Origin of the sequence: Streptomyces sp. NPDC048196, from assembly GCF_040652715.1 — a bacterium.
Taxonomy (GTDB): domain Bacteria; phylum Actinomycetota; class Actinomycetes; order Streptomycetales; family Streptomycetaceae; genus Streptomyces; species Streptomyces siderophoricus.
Genome location: NZ_JBEZMM010000027.1, coordinates 22,417 through 40,321 on the forward strand (window position 1 = coordinate 22,417; position 17,905 = coordinate 40,321).

15 protein-coding genes and 1 riboswitch are annotated in these 17,905 nt (G+C 71.7%); of the genes, 3 read left to right on the forward strand and 12 right to left on the reverse strand.

Annotated elements, in window-relative coordinates; all coding sequences use genetic code 11:
* Positions 1 to 18 precede the first annotated feature (18 nt).
* A complete protein-coding gene (locus AB0E02_RS24185) occupies positions 19 to 1,161 on the reverse strand; it encodes a glycosyltransferase family 4 protein (protein ID WP_362142539.1) in 1,143 nt (380 codons plus the stop codon).
* Positions 1,162 to 1,289: 128 nt separating this feature from the next.
* Between AB0E02_RS24185 and AB0E02_RS24190 the strand changes: the two genes are divergently transcribed.
* Positions 1,290 to 2,582 (forward strand): glycosyltransferase 87 family protein, encoded by a 1,293-nt coding sequence (locus AB0E02_RS24190; RefSeq protein ID WP_362142541.1) that lies wholly within the window; start codon positions 1,290 to 1,292, stop codon positions 2,580 to 2,582.
* Here the strand turns inward: AB0E02_RS24190 and AB0E02_RS24195 are convergent.
* The 5 genes from AB0E02_RS24195 to AB0E02_RS24215 all read right to left on the reverse strand — a co-directional run bounded on the left by AB0E02_RS24195 (position 2,536) and on the right by AB0E02_RS24215 (position 8,279).
* Positions 2,536 to 3,921 carry a hypothetical protein gene (locus tag AB0E02_RS24195; protein ID WP_362142543.1) on the reverse strand — a complete coding sequence of 462 codons (1,386 nt, stop codon included), beginning with the start codon at positions 3,919 to 3,921 and terminating at the stop codon, positions 2,536 to 2,538. The two genes, AB0E02_RS24190 and AB0E02_RS24195, sit on opposite strands and share 47 nt — an antisense overlap.
* 52 nt (positions 3,922 to 3,973) lie before the next feature.
* Positions 3,974 to 5,020: an NlpC/P60 family protein gene (locus AB0E02_RS24200; RefSeq protein WP_362142545.1), complete on the reverse strand. Its 1,047-nt coding sequence runs from the start codon at positions 5,018 to 5,020 to the stop codon at positions 3,974 to 3,976.
* A 289-nt stretch (positions 5,021 to 5,309) separates the two neighbouring features.
* Positions 5,310 to 6,335, reverse strand: a complete 1,026-nt coding sequence (locus AB0E02_RS24205) for an NlpC/P60 family protein (protein WP_362142547.1) — start codon at positions 6,333 to 6,335, stop codon at positions 5,310 to 5,312.
* Positions 6,336 to 6,647: 312 nt separating this feature from the next.
* Positions 6,648 to 8,021: an NYN domain-containing protein gene (locus tag AB0E02_RS24210; RefSeq protein WP_362142549.1), complete on the reverse strand. Its 1,374-nt coding sequence runs from the start codon at positions 8,019 to 8,021 to the stop codon at positions 6,648 to 6,650.
* An 18-nt stretch (positions 8,022 to 8,039) separates the two neighbouring features.
* Positions 8,040 to 8,279, reverse strand: a complete 240-nt coding sequence (locus tag AB0E02_RS24215) for a hypothetical protein (protein WP_030415459.1) — start codon at positions 8,277 to 8,279, stop codon at positions 8,040 to 8,042.
* A gap of 347 nt (positions 8,280 to 8,626) precedes the next feature.
* Between AB0E02_RS24215 and AB0E02_RS24220 the strand changes: the two genes are divergently transcribed.
* The gene (locus tag AB0E02_RS24220; protein WP_362142642.1) at positions 8,627 to 9,307 is read left to right on the forward strand and encodes a rhomboid family intramembrane serine protease; all 681 of its coding nucleotides are present in this window, start codon (positions 8,627 to 8,629) and stop codon (positions 9,305 to 9,307) included.
* Entirely contained in the window at positions 9,304 to 9,585 is a 282-nt protein-coding gene (locus tag AB0E02_RS24225; protein ID WP_030415457.1) for an Lrp/AsnC ligand binding domain-containing protein, read from the forward strand. The genes AB0E02_RS24220 and AB0E02_RS24225 overlap by 4 nt, the downstream gene beginning before the upstream one ends.
* Positions 9,586 to 10,507: 922 nt before the next feature.
* Here AB0E02_RS24225 and AB0E02_RS24230 read toward each other — a convergent pair.
* The 6 genes from AB0E02_RS24230 to AB0E02_RS24255 all read right to left on the reverse strand — a co-directional run bounded on the left by AB0E02_RS24230 (position 10,508) and on the right by AB0E02_RS24255 (position 17,739).
* Positions 10,508 to 11,932 carry an aminotransferase class V-fold PLP-dependent enzyme gene (locus tag AB0E02_RS24230; protein ID WP_362142552.1) on the reverse strand — a complete coding sequence of 475 codons (1,425 nt, stop codon included), beginning with the start codon at positions 11,930 to 11,932 and terminating at the stop codon, positions 10,508 to 10,510.
* A 191-nt stretch (positions 11,933 to 12,123) separates the two neighbouring features.
* Positions 12,124 to 12,241, reverse strand: a riboswitch (SAM riboswitch).
* 92 nt (positions 12,242 to 12,333) lie between these two features.
* Positions 12,334 to 13,398, reverse strand: a complete 1,065-nt coding sequence (gene trpD, locus AB0E02_RS24235; protein WP_362142554.1) for an anthranilate phosphoribosyltransferase — start codon at positions 13,396 to 13,398, stop codon at positions 12,334 to 12,336.
* Between the two features lie 141 nt (positions 13,399 to 13,539).
* Positions 13,540 to 15,177, reverse strand: coding sequence for a ubiquinol-cytochrome c reductase cytochrome b subunit (locus AB0E02_RS24240; RefSeq protein ID WP_362142555.1), 1,638 nt, complete (start codon positions 15,175 to 15,177; stop codon positions 13,540 to 13,542).
* A complete protein-coding gene (locus tag AB0E02_RS24245) occupies positions 15,174 to 16,235 on the reverse strand; it encodes a Rieske 2Fe-2S domain-containing protein (RefSeq protein WP_362142557.1) in 1,062 nt (353 codons plus the stop codon). The genes AB0E02_RS24240 and AB0E02_RS24245 overlap by 4 nt, the downstream gene beginning before the upstream one ends.
* Positions 16,232 to 17,041 (reverse strand): c-type cytochrome, encoded by an 810-nt coding sequence (locus tag AB0E02_RS24250; protein ID WP_030812820.1) that lies wholly within the window; start codon positions 17,039 to 17,041, stop codon positions 16,232 to 16,234. Before AB0E02_RS24250 ends, AB0E02_RS24245 begins: the two co-directional genes overlap by 4 nt.
* 77 nt (positions 17,042 to 17,118) lie before the next feature.
* Entirely contained in the window at positions 17,119 to 17,739 is a 621-nt protein-coding gene (locus AB0E02_RS24255; protein ID WP_006606088.1) for a heme-copper oxidase subunit III, read from the reverse strand.
* Positions 17,740 to 17,905: the final 166 nt, after the last annotated feature.

Sequence of the window (17,905 nt, forward strand, 5' to 3'; positions counted from 1 at the left end):
GCGTCCGTACGGCCCCGGCTACAGCAGCTCCTTGAGCCGTTCCGCGAGCAGGTCCCAGCGCCACTTCTCCTCCACCCAGGCGCGCCCGCGCTCGCCCATGGTGCGGCGCAGGGCGGGGTCCTTGAGCAGGGTGACCAGGCGTTCCGCGGTGGGGGTCGGGGAGCCGCCGGGCACCACCCAGCCGGTCTCGCCGTCCAGCACCGCGTCCGGCGCACCGCCGGAGTCGCCCGCCACCACGGGCAGCCCGGTGGCCGAGGCCTCCAGGTAGACGATGCCCAGCCCCTCGACGTCGAGGCCGCCGCGGCGGGTGCGGCAGGGCATCGCGAAGACGTCACCGGCGCCGAAGTGGGCCGGCAGCTCCTCCCACGGCACCGCGCCGGTGAAGCGCACGGATTCCGCCACGCCCTTCTCCCGCGCCAGCGCGCGCAGTTCCTTCTCGTACGGGCCGCCGCCGACGATCAGCAGGACCGCGTCCGGGACGGCGGCGAGGACCGCCGGCATCGCCTCGATGAGGGTGTCCTGGCCCTTGCGGGGCACGAGCCGGGACACGCAGACCACGACCGGGCGGCCGGCCAGTCCGAGCCGGGCCCGCACCGCGTCGCCGCCCGAGCCGGAGTGGAAGGTCTTCTCGTCGACGCCGGGCGGGAGTTGGACCATCCGGGACGCGGCCGCCGGGGTCAGCGCGGCGGCGATCCGGGAGCGGGTGTACTCGCCGAGGTAGGTGAGGGTGTCGGTGCCCTCGCCGATCCGCCGCAGCAGCTGCCGGGCGCCGGGCAGCTGCGCCCAGCCCGCCTCGTGGCCGTGCGTGGTCGCCACGATCCGCCGCGCGCCGGCCTCCCGGAGCGCGGGCGCCATCAGGCCGAGCGGTGCCGCGGCACCGAACCAGACGGAGGAACAGCCGTGTTCGCGCAGCAGGCCGACGGCCCGCCGGGTCACCCTCGGGGTGGGCAGCAGCATCGTCGTACGGTCCCGGACCACCGGGAAGGGCTGGTCGGCGTCGAACGCGGCGGTGGCCGCGATCCCCTCCGCGGTCCGCTTCCAGGTCGAGGCGTAGACGACCACCTGGGTGGGGTCCAGCCGCAGCGCCATGCTGTGCAGGAAGGCCTGGATGCCGCCGGGCCGGGGCGGGAAGTCGTTCGTGACGATCAGGGTCTTGTGCACGAGGCCCGAGGCTACCCGCCGACGGGCGCACGGTGGCCGGGAGGCCCGCCACGCCCGTACCGCGGCGACGCCCCGTGACCGGCCGCCGACGGCATGATGCAGACGACGGCGGACAGGCGGAGGTGGCGATGGACGGCGCCGGCGGGGCGCGCGGGAGGTGGCTCGCGGTCGCGGCCTGGGCGGTGACCCGGGCCGTGCTGCTGCTCTGCGTGCTGAAGGTGCTGGTGCTGCCGGGCCCGGACGTCACCACCGACGTCTCGGTGATCTACCACGGCTGGGCCGAGGTGCTGCGGACCGGCACCTTCCCGCTGGACGACGTGACCTGGCAGTACCCGCCGGCCGCCGCGCTGGCGGTGCTCTCCCCCGGCCTGCTGCCGTTCCTCGGCTACGCCCCGGCGTTCTCCCTGCTGGTCCTGGTCGCGGACGCGGCGACGCTGGCGCTGTTCCTGCGGGCCGGACGACGGCCCGGCCACCGGGCGGCCGGGGCGTGGGCGTGGATCGCGGGCGTCGCCCTGCTGGGCCCGACCGGGTACGCCCGCTACGACCTGATGGTCACCGCGGTCGCGGTCGCGGCGCTGCTCACGGCCGCCCGCCGGCCCCGGGTGGCGGGCGCGCTGATCGCGTTCGGGACGCTGCTGAAGGTGTGGCCGGCGCTGCTGCTGACCGGGGCGGCGCTGCGCGGCCGCCGGGCGCGGGCCCTGTGGCGGAGCGCGGCCGGCACCGGGGCCGGGCTCACCCTGTGCTTCGTGGTGGCCGCACCGGGCGCGACGGCGTTCCTGACCTTCCAGCGCGACCGCGGTACGGAGGTCGAGTCGCTCGGCGGGCTGGTGTTCCACCTCGCCCGCCACTACGGCTGGGACGGCCGGGTGCTGCTGAACTACGGCTCGGTGGAGTTCCTCGGGCCCGGCGTCCCGCTCGTCAGCACCGCCGCGGTCATGCTGAGCGGGGCGGCGCTGGGCTGGCTGGTGCTGTGGCGGACCCGGGCGCGGCGGTTCACCCGGGCGACGCCCGCCGACGCGGCCTTCACCGCCACCCTGCTGTTCACCACCACCAGCCGGGTGATCAGCCCGCAGTACCTGCTGTGGCTGGTGGGGCTGGCCGCGGTGTGCCTGGCCGTCCGCGGCAGCCGGCAGACGCCGGCGGCGGTGCTGGTGCTGCTCGCCACCGGCGTCACGCTGCTGGAGTTCCCGGTCCACTTCGCCGACGTCGTGGCGAGCAACCCCCTCGGCGTCACGCTGCTGGCGGTGCGCAACGGGCTGCTGGTCGCCGCGTCGCTGCTGGCCTGCCGCCGGCTCTGGACCGCCACCGGCGCCGGCCGGCGGGGCACCCGGAGCGGCGGCTCCGGCCTGCGCCGGGCGCCCGCGCCGCGCACCGTCACCGCCCCAGCAGCCGCTTCACATAGGCCCGCCACTGCCGGGTGAACTCCCCCAGACCGACGCCCAGTTGGGTCCGCAGGGCCCGGTCGGTCAGCTCGCTGCGGCCGGCCGCCGGGCGGTGCCCGGCACCGGTGGCCGGGGTCCCCGGACGGGCGGCGGCCCCGGCGGTGGCCACCTCGATCGGCGCGTCCCCGGTCGCCGCCGAGGTGCGCAGCGCGCTGCGTCCCGCCGCCTTGTAGAACGCCAGCAGCTTGGCCTCGCCCCACTTCTCGGCGATCATGCGGCAGGCCAGCCAGCTGCCCTCGTACGCCGTCGCCAGCCGGTCCGCGCCGGCCCGGAAGCCGAAGTCGGCGTCGGTCGGGAGCCGGCCGGGCGGCTTGCCGGCCCGCACCGCGCGGGTCAGCTCGGGCGCGGCGGTGGCGGGCTTGCGGTGCAGCCCGCGGTAGGCGACCCAGTCGGCGAAGCCCTCGGACAACCACAGCGGGGTGGCCGCCGTGGTGACCGTACGGGTGGCGACATGGGTGGTCTCGTGGGTGAGGACGACCTTGCGGCCCAGGTCGTTGAGCTCCTCGTAGGCGTCGGGGTTGACGATCACCCGGTCCGCCGGCGCGTTGGTGGTGACGCCCGCCTCGCCGGTGGTGACCGCCGCGATGCCGGTGTAGCCGGACGGGTCGTCGCTGCCCATCAGCTGCGCCATCCGTTCGACCGAGTCCGGCGCCTCCACCACGACCTTCTCGGACCACCGGCCCTTCCAGGCGGCGGAGACCGCGGGCACCGCCCGGTCCACCCGGCGCGCCAGGTCCGCCAGCCGCGCCGGGTGGGAGGCGCCGCCCAGCACCACGCCGTACCGGCCGCGGACCACCCGTACCGGGCCCTGGTCCCACAGCTGCCGGTTGCCGCTGCGGCCGGCCGGTGCGCCGTCGCGGTCCGAGGAGATCAGCCAGCGGCCGTCCCGCTCGGTGAGGGTGAGGTACTGGACGGCGTTGACCGGCGCGGTGTCGTAGCCCTTGAGGCGGTAGCGCAGCCGGACCTTGGCGGCCAGCCGCTCGCCGCCGTCGCCGGGCGGCAGCGGGAAGGCGTCGGTGGCGTCGAGGTCGTAGTGCCAGTCGGTCACCGGGACGCCTGCGAGGTTGCCGAACACGGCGCGCTGCCGGGCGCGGAAGGCGGTGGCCCGCGGGTCCACGGCGGCCAGGAAGCCGGCCTCGTCGCGCTGCTCGACGGCGTGCGCCCGGCTGTCGAGCATCCGCTGGACGTCCGGGAAGCGGGCCGACGACGAGGGCCCGGGGGCGCAGCCGGCCAGCGGGGCGAGCAGCGCGAGTCCGCTCAGGGCGGCGCAGGCCGCCGCCCCGGCCCGTACCGGCCGTTTCGCCCGCTGGTCCGACATGCGGACGATCGTAGAGCGGGCCCGGCCGGGGCAAAAACGCAGGGAGCGGCGCTCAGGGCCGGGTGACGGCCGAGATCGGCATCATCCCGACCGGGTCGTAGCGCACCCGGGCGCCCGGATAGGGCGCGTGCACGACCTGGCCGTTGCCGACGTACATCCCGACGTGGCTGGCGTCCGAGCGGTAGATGACCAGGTCCCCGGGCCGGATCCGGCCGAGCGGCACCGGGCGCCCGGCGCCGCGCTGGGCCTGTGACGTACGGGGCAGCGAGACGCCGGCCCGGCGGTAGGCCCATTGGGTGAGTCCGGAGCAGTCGAAGGCGCCGGGGCCGGCGCTGCCCCAGGCGTACGGGGAGCCGACCGCGGCACGCACCGCGGCGACGGCCGCGGCGGCCCGCCCGGAGGCCGGCTCCGCCCCGGCCGGGCCGGGCATCGCCTCGGTACGGCCCTCGCTGCGGGCGGCCCGCTTCCAGGCCTCCCGGTCCGCCCGCGGCAGCGCGTTCAGCAGCCGCTGGGCGGTGGCCAGCCTGCGCTGGACGTCCTTCTTGTGGCGGGCGACCTGCGTGCGGCTCGCCTCCAGCTCGGCGAGCTTGGCGGCGGTCTCCCGGCGCTGCTGTTCCAGCGAGCGCTGCGCGGCCCGCAGTTCGTGCAGCCGGTCGGCCTGGTGCCGGCCGATCCGGTCCAGCGCGGAGGCCTTCTCCAGGTAGCTGTCGGGGCGCTCGGAGAGCATCAGCTTCAGGGCCGGGTCCATGCCGCCGGCGCGGTACTGGGCGGCGGCCAGCGCACCGAGCCGGCCGCGCATCCGGTTGACCCGCTCCTGGGCGCGGGCGGTGCGGTCCTGGAGGTCGGCCACCTCGGCGCGCAGCTTCCTGGTCCGGGCGGTCGCGCCGTCGTACTTCTCGGTGGTCCGCTCCGCCTGCGCGTAGAGGGCGTCGACCCGGGCGGTGGCCGTGCTTCGGCCGGCGGCCGGACGGGCGGCGGGATCGGCGGAGGCCTGCGGTGCCGACAGCGCGGCGGCCGCGGTCGCCAGAGCGGCCGACAGAACGGTGACCCCGGCGAGGGTGGCCTGGCCGTGCTGCGGGATACGGCGGTGGGACGCCACGGGAGCCGCACTCCTTCCCCTGTGCAGCCCCTGCCGCCCGGGAGGGCGGTCGGTGACCGGATGCTGCGAGGGCAGACAGTAACGGCGCCGGTCCACACCGACCAAAGACCCCATTTCGTACGCAAAAAGCCGCCCCGCCGGTGACTGTGCAGGTCACCGGCGGGGCGCCGGGTCAGCCGTGGAGGCCACAATTCGCCCGTTCGGGCGGCAGGTTGAGAGGTTTGTGAGGCTTTTCAGACCCGCACACCGGCACATTGGTCACACCGGTGAACAGCAGCCCCGCGCGTGCTCAGACCCGCACGCCGAACGCGAACGGCATGTTGTTGATCGACTCGTAGCGCACCGAGGCACCGGGCTTCGGGGCGTGCAGCACCGTGCCGTTGCCGGCGTAGAGGCCGATGTGGTGCAGATCGCTGTAGAAGAGCACCAGGTCGCCGGGCTTGAGGGCGCTCTCCGAGCCGATCCGGGTACCGGCGTTGGCCTGCTGCTGCGAGGTGCGCGGCAGCGACTGGCCGGCCTGGGCGTAGGCCCAGGAGGTCAGACCCGAGCAGTCGAAGGACGAGGGGCCGGTGGCGCCCCAGACGTAGGGCGAACCGATCTTGGACTGGGCGGCGGCGAGGGCGGCCGCACCGCGCTGCGAAGCCGGCACGTCATCACCGAGGTTGACCCGCTCGTTGCTGCGGTTGGCGCGGTCCTCCTTGGCCTGCATGGCCGCCCGCTCCTTGGCGGTCATGGAGTTGAGCAGCGCCTGCGCCTTGGCGAGCTTGCCCTTGATCTCGTCCTTCTTGTCGCCGAGCGCCTTACGGGTGTCGGCGAGGTCCTTGATCTTGGCCGCGGCCTCGGCGCGCTCCTGGGCGAGCCGGCGCTGCTTCTCCGCGATGACCTTGAGCTGCTCGGCCTGCTTGCCGCTCAACTGGTCGAGGGTGGCGGCCTTTTCGAGGTAGCTGTCCGGGTCACCGGAGAGGAACAGCTGGACCGAGGGGTCGATGGACCCGCTGCGGTACTGGCCGGAGGCGACCGCGCCCACGCTCTTGCGGAGCTGGTTCAGCTCACCCTGACCACGGGCGACCTTGTCCTGGAGGTCGTCGACCTCCTTCTGGAGCTTGTCCTGCTGCTCCTTGACGCCGTCGTACTTCTCGGTGGCCTGCTCCGCCTCGTTGTAGAGCTTGTCGACCTCGGACTTGACGTCCTTCTTCGACTGGTGGGGGTCGGCCTGGGCGACCTGGGACGACAGGGCGACGGCCGCCGCGGCGGTGGCGGTGAGCACGGTGACGCGAGTACGGCTCGGCTGCTTGGGTCGACGGTGGGACGCCACGGGGGCGAGCTCCTTCTTCCTCCAGCCGCCTACCGGGTGGGGGGGGTGAACCCCGGCTCCGCGGGAACGCTGCGGACTCGGCGGTACCTTCACTGTTCATCCCGGTTGGATGATCACCTTAATGAAGGCTCGGGCCCTGACCTTAGTAACCGAGCTGTGATCGCTTCAAATCCTCACGGGAAAAAACTGCGCCACCAGCCCCACTCTTTACCAACATCACACAGGCAGTAAGCGCCAATTGACGCTCAGATACGGATCGGCGGCACAGGTCAAGCGAATTACTTCCGGCCGGAAAGCGCTGCCGGCCCGGCGTCACGTACGGGCAAGTCGCTTGAGCAGCAGGGCCGATGCGACCGGACGGGCGCCGGCCTTGGCCACACCGTCCGCCACTTCGCGGTCCGTGGAGACCACCACGACCGGCCGGCCGGGCGGTTCGGCCCGTACCAGCTGACGAATCAACTCATCGGCCGTTACGCCCGGTTTGCTGAAAAGGACCCTTACGCCCCGCGGTGGCGCGAGCAGCACCGGCGCCGCCAGCTCCGCACCGTCGAAGACACAGGTCATCTCCGCACCGGTCTGCGCGGCCAGCACCGCGAGCCCACCCAGCAGCCGCAGCCGCTGCTTGTCGAGCGGCATGGTCGGATAGCCGGTTTTGGTGACGTTGTACCCGTCCACCACCAAATGCGCCTGCGGCAGCGCCAGAAGCTGGTCCAGCAACGCGGGGTCCATCTCGGACAGCGCCCGCGTCGCGATGTCCTTCGGCGTCATCCGGCCCGGCGCGACCGCCTCGACGGTGTCGGCCGGATGCACACTGGCGGGCGGCAGCGCCAGCTCGCGGCGCAGCCCCTGGGCGGCGTCCAGCACCGTGTCCAGCAGCAGCCGCAGCCGCATGTCCTCGACGCTGCGCCCCTCGCGGGTGGCCCGCCGGCTGGTCTCCAGCGCGGCCTCGGCCTCGGCGATCCGGGCCTTGAGCCGGCGCACCTCGCTGTCCGCCGCGGTCTTCTCCGTCGCCGCCCGGTCCCGCGCGTCGACCAGCGCGGCCTCGGCCTTGCGGACCGCCGCCTCCCCGCGCTTGACGTCGCTGAGCGCACTGCGCAGCTTGCGGCGCAGCGACTCGTTCTCCCGGCGGGCGGCCTCCAGGTCGTCCCGGATCCGCTCGGTCTCCGTACGCGCCTCGCCGCGCGCCTGCGCCAGTTCCTCGCGCAGCCGGGCCAGCTCCCGCTCGGCCTCCGCGCCGGCCCGCTCGTCGCGCGCCCGCTGCGCCTCCTCACCGGCCGCCGCGACCAGCTTCACCCAGCCGTCCGGGCGCAGCACATACGCGGCCGCGGCGACGTCGAGCGGGTCGGCGGCGGCCGGCGGGGTGCCGCTCTCCAGCGCCTCGGCCAGCTCCGGCTGGGCCTCGCGCAGCTTCCCGGCGATCCGCTGCCGGAAGACCGCGTCGCTCTCCAGCGCCGCGGCCATCGCGTTCCCGGCGAACTTCGCCCGACGGGTCGGGGTGAACCGGGCGTACTGCCGCAGCGGCGGCGGGAGTTCGGCGACGGTCAGCGCGCCGAACGACTCCGCGGTGAGCGCCACGACCCGGCGCCGTACGCCCTCGGGCAGCGGTCGGTCGAGCACCTCGTCCGCCGCACCCTCGGGTACGTCATGACGCTCGGCCCCCGGCTCCCCTTCTGGACGGTCCACCACGGCTGCATCGCTCCGATCTCAGGCGCTCGCGCCCGGCCGGTCCACCAATTCGATCTGGTCGACCGCGTTGCACCAGCGGCAGCGCACGGACTCGATGCTCTCACTGAGGACCTCGCGCTCCTCCACCTTGGGCTCGCCGGCCAGATCCAGGTGGACGTACTCCACCACCTTGGCCTGGCGGGTCACATCGAAACGGGTGAGGTTGCCGCACAGCGTGCAGCGCCACCGGGTTTCGGCCGTCGGCAGGGGAACAGCCATCGTGTCGTCCTCTTTCGTGCTCGTCGGTCGTGTGCTGCTGCGCCGTTCACGCGGTGCGCCGTCGGACTGCGGAAGTACGCAAAGTACTGCCTGCAACCCTACGGCCTGATGGGGGGCGGGTGCGGCGCTGCCCGGGACCCGGGACGCGGCGAGGCACTCTGTCCCGATTGCCCGCATTACGCCATGATCACTTCATGACGGCGCCGGCTCCCCCACCCCGTTCTCCCCGCTCTTCTCGTCCTTCATTTCCTTCCCTCGCCCGGCTCTTCTTCCGTACGCCGCGCTCCTCCGGCCCGCTCCCCCGCCCGCCGCATCCGGGCCGGGCCCTGGCCGCGGTGTGCTCCCGGCTGACGAACGTGCTGATCGCCCTGTGCTGTGCGGTCTTCGTGCTCGGCCCCGCCTCGGGCCTGAACCGGACGTACGGCACCGGCGACGCGCTGCTGCGGGCCCAGACCGCGTACTTCGAGCGGTGGGGCGTGGTCCCCGTGGAGCTGTGGAGCGGTTCCCTGCGGGCGCTGATCACCCCGCTCTCCGCGCTGTTCGTGCACGGCAGCTGGCTGCATCTGCTCGGCAACATGCTGTTTCTCTACGTCTTCGGCGGGATGGCCGAGGCGCGGATGGGCCGGCTGCCGTTCGCCGCCTTCTACCTCATCATCGGCTACCTGGCGCTGCACGGCTACGCGGCCGCGCACGCCGCCTCGGCCCAGACGCTGGTGGGAGCCTCCGGCTCGATCGCCGGCATTCTCGGTGCCTTCCTGTACCTCTTCCCCCGGGCCCGGGTCACCAGCGTCTTCCCCTTCCTCTTCTTCCTGCCGCTGCGCTTCCCCGCCTGGGTCGTCCTGCTGTTCTGGTTCTTCCTCCAATGGCAGGCCGCCCAGGACGACCCCAACGGCCCCGGCGTCGCCTACCTCGCCCACGTGATCGGCTTCGCCCTCGGCTTCCTCTACGCATGGCTGCGCTACCGGAGGGATAGTGTGGGGTCCACCAGCGGGAACGTCCGGGCGAATGAGGGAGAGAGCCAGCCGTGATCACGTCGATCGTGCTCATCAAGACCAGCGTGGACCAGATCCCGGAGATCGCCGAGAAGATCGCCGCGCTGGAAGGGGTCAGCGAGGTCTACTCCGTCACCGGCGCGCACGACCTGATCGCGATGGTCCGCGTCGCCAAGCACGACGACCTCGCGGACGTCATCCCCGGCCGCATCAGCAAGATCCCCGGCGTCGCCTCCACGGAGACGCACATCGCCTTCCGCACGTACTCCCAACACGACCTCGAGGCCGCCTTCGCGATCGGCCTCGACGCGTAGCGCTGCGCTTGGCCTGGGCCCCACGTACCTGGCCGTCCCGCCGCGGGGCGCTCGCTTGGCGGTGTCTCCCACGTAGCTGGTTTTCCCGCCACGGGGCTTGCTCGCCGTTGCGCGGTTTGCGGCGCCGCGCACGTAGCTGGCCGTCCCGCCGCGGGGCTCGCTCGCCGTTGCGCTCTGCGGCGCCCCGCACCTAGCTGGCTTTCCCGCCACGGGGCTTGCTCGCCGTTGCGCGCTTTGCGGCGCCGCGTACGTAGCTGGCTTTCCCGCCGCGGGGCTTGCTCGCCGTTGCGCGCTTTGCGGCGCCGCGCACGTAGCTGGCTTTCCCGGCGCGGGGCTTGCTCGCCGTTGCGCGCTTTGCGGCGCCGCGCACGTAGCTGGCTTTCCCGCCGCGGGGCTTGCTCGCCGTTGCGCCTGGCGGCGGGCGTGGTGTTTTCGGGTGCGGTGACAGCCCTACAGACTTCGTCCTCCGGTCTGTCCCCTCCCGTTGGTGGGGGGGTTGGGAGGCCGGTGGGGGTGGGCGTCGTTGTTCCGGGTGCCCGGTGCACTTTCGCGTCGTGGGGTGGGGTGGGTGTCGGGAATACCTCCCCTGCCCGTCGAGTTGAGGCCCTGCAAGGGGCGCTCGCGACCCCTACGGGATCTGTTCGACCGTCCCCTACGGGTCCCAAGGGCCCCTTGCACCCCCAACGCCCGCCCCCACCCACCGCATTCCCATCCCCCAACGGGAGGGGACGGGCCGGAGGGGCCTTGTTCGTGGACGTAAAGCGACAGCAGTCCACGAACAAGGCCCCGGAGGTCCGTCACCGCACCCACAACAAACCCAGCCCGCCGCAGGCGCAACGGCGAACAACACCCGCGGCGGGAAAGACGAGTACGTGCGGGGGCGCCGCAAAGCGCAACGGCGGGACAGCCAGGTACGTGGGGATCAGACGGCGTCAGCCGGCACGCAACGGCCGTTTTCCGTGCGGTAGTTCCAGCGGGCGCCGTCGGAGACGAGTTCCTTGACCGCGTGCAGGAAGCGGTCGACGTGCTCGTCGGGGGTGCCGGCGCCGAAGGAGACCCGGATGGCGTTGAGGGACCTCTGGCCGGGGGCGGCCTCGGGGGCGCCGCACTCGCCGGGGTCCTGCGGGTCGGTGCCCAGCAGGGTGCGGACGAGCGGGTGCGCGCAGAAGAGGCCGTCGCGGACGCCGATGCCGTACTCGGCGGAGAGCGCCGCCGCGAAGTGGGAGCTGTTCCAGCCGTCCACCACGAAGGAGAGCACGCCGACGCGCGGGGCGTCGTCGCCGAAGAGGGACAGCACGCGCACCTCGGGGACCTCTGCCAGCCCCGCGCGGACCCGGGCGATCAGTTCCTGTTCGCGGGCGACGAGCGTGTCGAAGCCCGCCTCGGTGAGCGCCTTGCAGGCGGAGGCGATGGCGTAGGCGCCGATGACGTTGGGCGAGCCGGCCTCGTGCCGGGCGGCCGTGGTGTGCCACTCGACGTCGACGCCGCCGTCCGTACGGCGCGAGACCGTGCGGCTGGCGCCGCCGCCCGCCAGGTACGGGTCGGCGGCCTGGAGCCAGTCGGCGCGGCCGGCCAGGACGCCGGCGCCGAACGGCGCGTACAGCTTGTGGCCGGAGAAGGCGACCCAGTCGACGTCCAGTTCGGCGAGGTCGACGGGGTGGTGCGGGGCGAGCTGCGCGGCGTCGAGGACGATCCGGGCACCGTGCGCATGCGCCGCGGCGGCCAGTTCGCGGACCGGCCACAGCTCGCCGGTGACGTTGGAGGCGCCGGTGACGCAGACCAGGGCCGGGCTGCTCCGCTGCGCTCCGCCTCCGCTCTTCACCGAGTCCCCGGAAGCGGAGCAGGGCTCGCGGTCGGCGAGGGCGCGCTCCAGGGTCGCGACGGCCTGCTCCGGGGTGCGCGGGGCGTCGAGGTAGGTGACCGTCAGGTCGGCGCGCTGTTCCCACGGCAGCAGCGAGGCGTGGTGCTCGGTCTCGAAGACGAACACCCGGGTGTTCTGCGGGAGTACGGCGGCGAGCAGATTGAGCGAGTCGGTGGTGGAGCGGGTGAGAACGACCTGGTCGTCGGGGCGGCAGCCGAGGAATTCGGCGATCGTGCGGCGGCTGTTCTCGAAGAGGTCGGTGGAGAGCTGCGAGAGGTATCCGGCGCCGCGGTGCACGCTGCCGTAGTAGGGGGCGTAGGCGGCCACGTCGTCCCAGACCCGCTGCAGTGCCGGGGCGCTGGCGGCGTAGTCCAGCGCGGCGTAGTCGACCTCGCCGCCGGTCACGAGCGGAACGAGGACGTCCCGGCCGAGGACCGGCAGCGGGGCACAGACGGAACGGTCGGCGGCAACGGCGGAAACGGACATGGCGAACTCCCGTAAGGCGTAAGCGAATTCGCTGCGAGGAAGGGGCGCGTGCGGCGCTTTCGGGTGTGCGCGAGCGCGCGGCGCGGGGCGCAGCGTGAAAGGAAAAAGGGTGCGGAAAAGGGGCCGTTGAGCCCTATCGCATTCGCTGATTCACGGAAGTTCTCCCTCGGGGACCAGGATCCCTGGCGAGGGATCCGCGCTTGCCGCAGACCTCGCTGCCTGCGGCCTGGTCATCACCCGGGGCACCCCGCCACGGAAGGAGGGTTGCCGGACAGCGGGCCGGGGCCTGTGTCGCTGTCACTCGTGACCTGCGCAGCATCATGCCACAAGAGCATTTGGCCGCAAGGGCTCAGTCCATATGACGGACCGAGCCCTGCGTCACACCCTGCGTCACCGGCCGCTCAGGCGTTGCTGGCGGCCACCCAGCGCTCCAGCGCCCGCTTGGCCGCGCCCGAGTCGATCGACGCGGCGGCCTGCTCGATGCCGAGGCGGATGCGGTCGCTCAGCGGGGCGTCCGACGGCTCCAGCGCGACGAGCGCGGCCGCGGAGTTCAGCAGCACCGCGTCGCGTACCGGGCCGGTCTCGCCGTCCAGCAGCCGGCGGGCGACGTCCGCGTTGTACGAGGCGTCCGCGCCGCGCAGCGCCTCGACGGGGACGAGCGGGATGCCGACGTCGCGGGGGTCGAAGGACTCCTCGCGGACCGTGCCGTCCCGCACGATCCAGACCCGGGAGGTGGCCGTCGTGGTCAGTTCGTCGAGGCCGTCGTCGCCGCGGAAGACCAGGGCGGACGAACCGCGCTCGGCGAGCACGCCGGCCAGGATGGGCGCCATGCGGGCGTCCGCGACGCCGGTCGCCTGGGCCTTGACCCGGGCGGGGTTGGTCAGCGGGCCGAGCACGTTGAACGTGGTGCGGATGCCGAGCTGGCCGCGGGCGTTGGCGACGTGCCGGAGGGAGGGGTGGAACTTCACCGCGAAGCAGAAGGTGATGCCGGCCTCCTGGGCCACCTCGGTGACCCGCTGGGGGGTGAGGTCGAGGTTGACGCCGAGCTTCTCCAGGACGTCGGAGGCGCCGCTGGCGGAGGACGCGGCGCGGTTGCCGTGCTTGACGACCTTGGCTCCGGTGCCGGCCACGACGATCGAGGACATCGTGGAGATGTTGACGGTCTTGGCGCCGTCGCCGCCGGTGCCGACGATGTCGACGCTGGGGCCCGGGACCTCGATCAGCCGGGCGTGTGCGTACATCGTCCGGACCAGGCCGGAGATCTCCGCGACGGTCTCGCCCTTGGCGCGCAGGGCCACCGCGAAGCCGGCGATCTGGGCGTCGCTGGCCTCGCCCCGCATGATCTTGTCCATCGCCCAGGCGGTGTCGTCGGCGGTGAGGTCGCGGCCGTCGAGCAGGGCGTTCAGGATGCCCGGCCAGGTGTGGGCCGCCACGCTGTCGCCGCCTACCGGGGTCACAACGTTCATGGTCCACGCTCCTGGTCTGTGTCCTGCTTATGCCGTCACCCTATCGAGAGGGGCGATATGCCGGAGGGCCCCGTCCGGTGCTCGGAACGGGGCCCTCTGGGTGGCGTACTACCTACGGTGCGCTACGAGGCGCGCAAGGGATCAGTGGTGGCCGTGGCCGCTGGTGATCTCCTGGTACTCCTCGACCGTGGGCTTGGGGATGACGTTGTCCTCGCCGTAGTAGCTCTTGGAGAGCTTGGCGCGGAGCTTCTGCGACCGCTTGATCTTGCGGCGGACGCCGTTCTCGTCGACCTCCGGGCCCAGCTCCAGCGGCTCGGGCTGCTCGTGCTGGGTCAGGAAGTGCAGCTGCTCCTGGTCGAGCGGCTCGTGGACCTCGATGAACTCGCCGTGCGGCAGGCGCTTGATGATGCCGGACTCGCGGCCGTGCAGCACCTTGTCCTTGTCGCGCCGCTGCAGACCCAGGCAGATCCGCTTGGTGGCGATGAAGCCCAGCACCGGCCCGACGAAGAACGCGATCCGGACGAACCAGGTGATCGAGTTGATCGACAGGTGGAAGTGGGTCGCCCACAGGTCGTTGCCGCCACCGATCAGCATCACGAAGTACGCGATCAGCCAGGCCACACCGAAGCCGGTGCGGGTGGGCACGTTGCGCGGGCGGTCCAGGATGTGGTGCTCGCGCTTGTCACCGCGGACCCAGGACTCGACGAACGGGTAGACCGCGATGGCGACCAGGACGAGCGGGAAGAGGAGGATCGGGATCAGCACACCGAAGTTGACGGTGTGGCCCCAGAAGTTCCACTCCCAGCCCGGCATGACACGGACCAGGCCCTCGGCGAAGCCCATGTACCAGTCCGGCTGCGCACCAGTGGAGACCTGGTCCGGCCGGTACGGCCCTATGGCCCACACGGGGTTGATGCTGGCGACCGCGGCGATCACCGAGATCACGCCGAAGACCAGGAAGAAGAAGCCTCCGGCCTTGGCCATGTAGACCGGCAGCAGCGGCATGCCGACGACGTTGGTGTTGGTCTTGCCGGCACCCGGGAACTGCGTGTGCTTGTGGTAGAAGACCAGGATCAGGTGCGCCACCAGCAGGCCGAGCATGATGCCCGGAAGCAGCAGCACGTGCACCGTGAAGAACCGCGGGATGATGTCGTGCCCGGGGAACTCGCCGCCGAAGATGAACATCTGCAGGTACGAACCGACCAGCGGCATCGCCAGGATGACGCCCTCGATGAACCGCACACCGGTGCCGGAGAGCAGGTCGTCGGGGAGCGAGTAGCCGGTGAAGCCGGTGAACATGCCGAGCACCAGCAGCAGGAAGCCGAACAGCCAGTTGACCTCGCGCGGCTTGCGGAAGGCGCCGGTGAAGAACACCCGCATCATGTGGACCATCATCGCGGCCAGGAAGACCAGCGCCGCCCAGTGGTGGATCTGGCGGATGAGCAGACCACCCCGGACGTCGAAGCTGATGTCCAGCGTCGACTCGAAGGCCTGGGTCATCCGGATCCCCTGCATGGGCACGTAGGAACCGTGGTAGGTCACCTCGGCCATGCTCGGGTGGAAGAACAGCGTCAGGTAGACACCGGTCAGGATGATGATGATGAAGCTGTAGAGCGCGACCTCACCCAGCATGAAGGACCAGTGGTCCGGGAAGATCTTGCGCATGTTGGACTTGGCGAGGCTGTAGATGCCCAGCCGGCCGTCCGCCCAGTCGGCGATCCGCTCGCCCCGCGGCGCCTGGCCGCGGCGCGTGGTGGTCGCGCTTGTCTCGTTACTCATCCGCGCTCCCAGAAGCTCGGGCCGACGGGCTCCTCGAAACCGCTGGCGGCCTCCAGGAAGCCGTCCTTCACCGTGATGTGCAGCTGCGGCAGGGCGTGTCCGGCCGGACCGAAGATCACCCGACCGCCGTCGGAGAGGTCGAACGTCGACTGGTGGCAGGGGCAGAGCACGTGGTGCGTCTGCTGCTCGTACAGGCTGATCGGGCAACCCACGTGGGTGCAGATCTTCGAGTAGGCCACGATGCCCTCGTGGGACCACGCGAGTTCCTGCTTGTCCTTGATGTTCTGCGGCTGGATCCGCACGAGCATCAGGGCGTCCTTGGCGATCTTCTCGTTGAAGTCCTCCTGGTCCTCCTCCAGGCCCTCGGGCTTGGCGAAGGTCAGGGAGCCGACCGCGATGTCCTCGGGACGCAGCGGGAGGTTGGTGGACTGGTTGACCAGGCGGACGCCCCTCTTCCAGTTCGTCGTGCGCAGCTTCGTGCCGGGCAGCGGCCCGAGGTCACGCAGCAGGACGACACCGGAGAGCGGCACCAGGGCCAGCGCACCGAACATCGTGTTGCGGATCAGCTTGCGGCGGCCGAATCCCGACTCCTCGGCGCCCACCTTGAAGTCCGCCAGGACCTTGGCCTTGACCTCGGGGCTGGCCTCGATCGGGTGGCGGTCGTCGGCGACCTCCACGTCCGACATCAGCGTGCGGGCCCAGTGGACCGCGCCGGCGCCGATGCAGAACAGGGCGGCACCCAGCGTCAGGCCGAGCGCGAAGTTCAGCGCGCTGATGTGGCCGATCGGCCAGATGTAGACGATCTTGTCGATCGGGATGGCCACGTAGGCGGCGATGAAGGCCACCGTGGCAATCATGGACACCAGGAAGAGCAGGGCGACGGTGCGCTCGGAGCGCTTGGCGGCCCGCTCGTCGATGTCCTGCTTGCGGTGCTCGTGGGCCGGCAGGCCCGGGTCGGCGAACGGGTCGCTCGCCGGCGTCACCGCGCCTTCGTGAGCCTCCCGCTCACCGGGCAGGTTTTCTTCTGGCACGTCTTCGTGTCGTCCAGTCTCGCTCATGACTTCTTGGCCTTCGTAGTCCGGGCTGCGACCCAGATGGCGACCGCGACCAGCGCGCCCAGGCCGAAGATGTAGCCGAAGAGACCCTCACTGACCGGACCGAGACCGCCGAGGTCGAGGCCACCGGGGCTCTCGGATTCATCGCCGTTGACGGCGCCGAGGTACGCGATGATGTCCTTCTTGTTCTGCTTGCTCAGCGAGCCGTCACCGAAGGAGGGCATGTTCTGCGGGCCGGTTTCCATGGCCTCGTAGATGTGCTTGGGGTCCACGCCCTCGAGCGTCGGTGCGAACTTGCCGTCGGTGAGGGCGCCGCCCTTACCGGTGAAGTTGTGGCACTGCGCGCAGTTGGTGCGGAACAGCTCGCCGCCCTTGGCGATGTCGGCGCCCTCGGAGTTGTACTGCGACTTCTCCGGGATGGTGGGGCCGGCACCCAGCGACGCGACGTAGGCCGCCAGCTGCTCGCGCTGGGCGTTGTTGTAGATCGGCTTCTTCCGCGGCACCTGGGCGCCGGGCTGCTGGGCCGGCATGCGGCCGGTGCCGACCTGGAAGTCGACGGCTGCGGCGCCGACACCGACCAGGCTCGGGCCGTCGGAGGTGCCCTGACCGCCGGTGCCGTGGCAGCTGGCACAGCCCACGGCGTAGAGCTTCTTGCCCTCCTTGATGGCAAGGGACTGGGCGGTGTCATCGGCCTGAGCCTTGTCCGCCGGCGCGAACGCGGCGTACAGCCCCCCGGTGACCGCCAGCGCGAAGAGTAGGACGACGAGCGCCGCCAGCGGATGGCGCCGTCGTGCGGAGAGCTTTTTCACGGATTACCCCGGTGTCAGGATCTTCTGCGTCGATGCTTTGGCTATGTCTGTCTGATCTGTGGGTCCGGTCGGACCGGTCAGCGGATCAGGTAGATCGTGGCGAAGAGGCCGATCCAGACGACATCGACGAAGTGCCAGTAGTAGGACACGACGATGGCCGCGGTGGCCTGCGTGTGGGTGAACCTCTTGGCCGCGTACGTCCTGCCCAGGACCAGCAGGAAGGCGATCAGACCGCCCGTCACATGCAGTCCGTGGAATCCGGTGGTCAGGTAGAACACCGAGCCGTACGGTCCGGACGAGAGCGAAAGGCCCTCGTGCTTGACCAGCTCGGTGTACTCGAAGACCTGACCGCCGATGAAGATGGCACCCATGATGAAGGTGACCACGAACCAGGCCCGGAGCTTCTTGACGTCGCCGCGCTCGGCCGCGAACACGCCGAGCTGGCAGGTCAGTGAGCTGAGCACCAGGATCGTGGTGTTGGTCGCGGAGAACGGAAGGTTCAGCGCGCTGGCCGATTCCTTCCAATAAGCCTCTCCGGTCACGGATCGAAGGGTGAAGTACATCGCGAAGAGGGCCGCGAAGAACATCAGCTCGGAACTCAGCCAGATGATGGTTCCGACGCTGGTGAGGTTCGGCCGATTGACCGACGGGTGCGCGTGCCCGGTTTCTACTGTCGTTGCTGTCGCCACGACCGACATTATGTCGGTCGCTTATCCCGCCCTCACTCCGGGGGGTGCCGTTCGGTGTGTCAAGGACGTATGGCCTGCTCGTACGGCCCATTTCCGGCGTCGCCCGAAGGGGGGAAGGCCGGCCGCCGGTACGGTACTGCGGCTCGGGCGGGCCCGGCCCTGACGGGCCGTCGGG

Excerpts from the sequence above, each read along its gene's own strand:
- AB0E02_RS24255 (WP_006606088.1), bottom strand. The coding sequence starts at position 17,739 with ATGTCGGTCGTGGCGACAGCAACGACAGTAGAAACCGGGCACGCGCAC.
- AB0E02_RS24190 (WP_362142541.1), top strand. The coding sequence starts at position 1,290 with ATGGACGGCGCCGGCGGGGCGCGCGGGAGGTGGCTCGCGGTCGCGGCC.
- trpD (WP_362142554.1), bottom strand. The coding sequence starts at position 13,398 with ATGAACGTTGTGACCCCGGTAGGCGGCGACAGCGTGGCGGCCCACACC.
- AB0E02_RS24215 (WP_030415459.1), bottom strand. The coding sequence starts at position 8,279 with ATGGCTGTTCCCCTGCCGACGGCCGAAACCCGGTGGCGCTGCACGCTG.
- AB0E02_RS24230 (WP_362142552.1), bottom strand. The coding sequence starts at position 11,932 with ATGTCCGTTTCCGCCGTTGCCGCCGACCGTTCCGTCTGTGCCCCGCTG.
- AB0E02_RS24240 (WP_362142555.1), bottom strand. The coding sequence starts at position 15,177 with ATGAGTAACGAGACAAGCGCGACCACCACGCGCCGCGGCCAGGCGCCG.
- AB0E02_RS24245 (WP_362142557.1), bottom strand. The coding sequence starts at position 16,235 with ATGAGCGAGACTGGACGACACGAAGACGTGCCAGAAGAAAACCTGCCC.
- AB0E02_RS24195 (WP_362142543.1), bottom strand. The coding sequence starts at position 3,921 with ATGTCGGACCAGCGGGCGAAACGGCCGGTACGGGCCGGGGCGGCGGCC.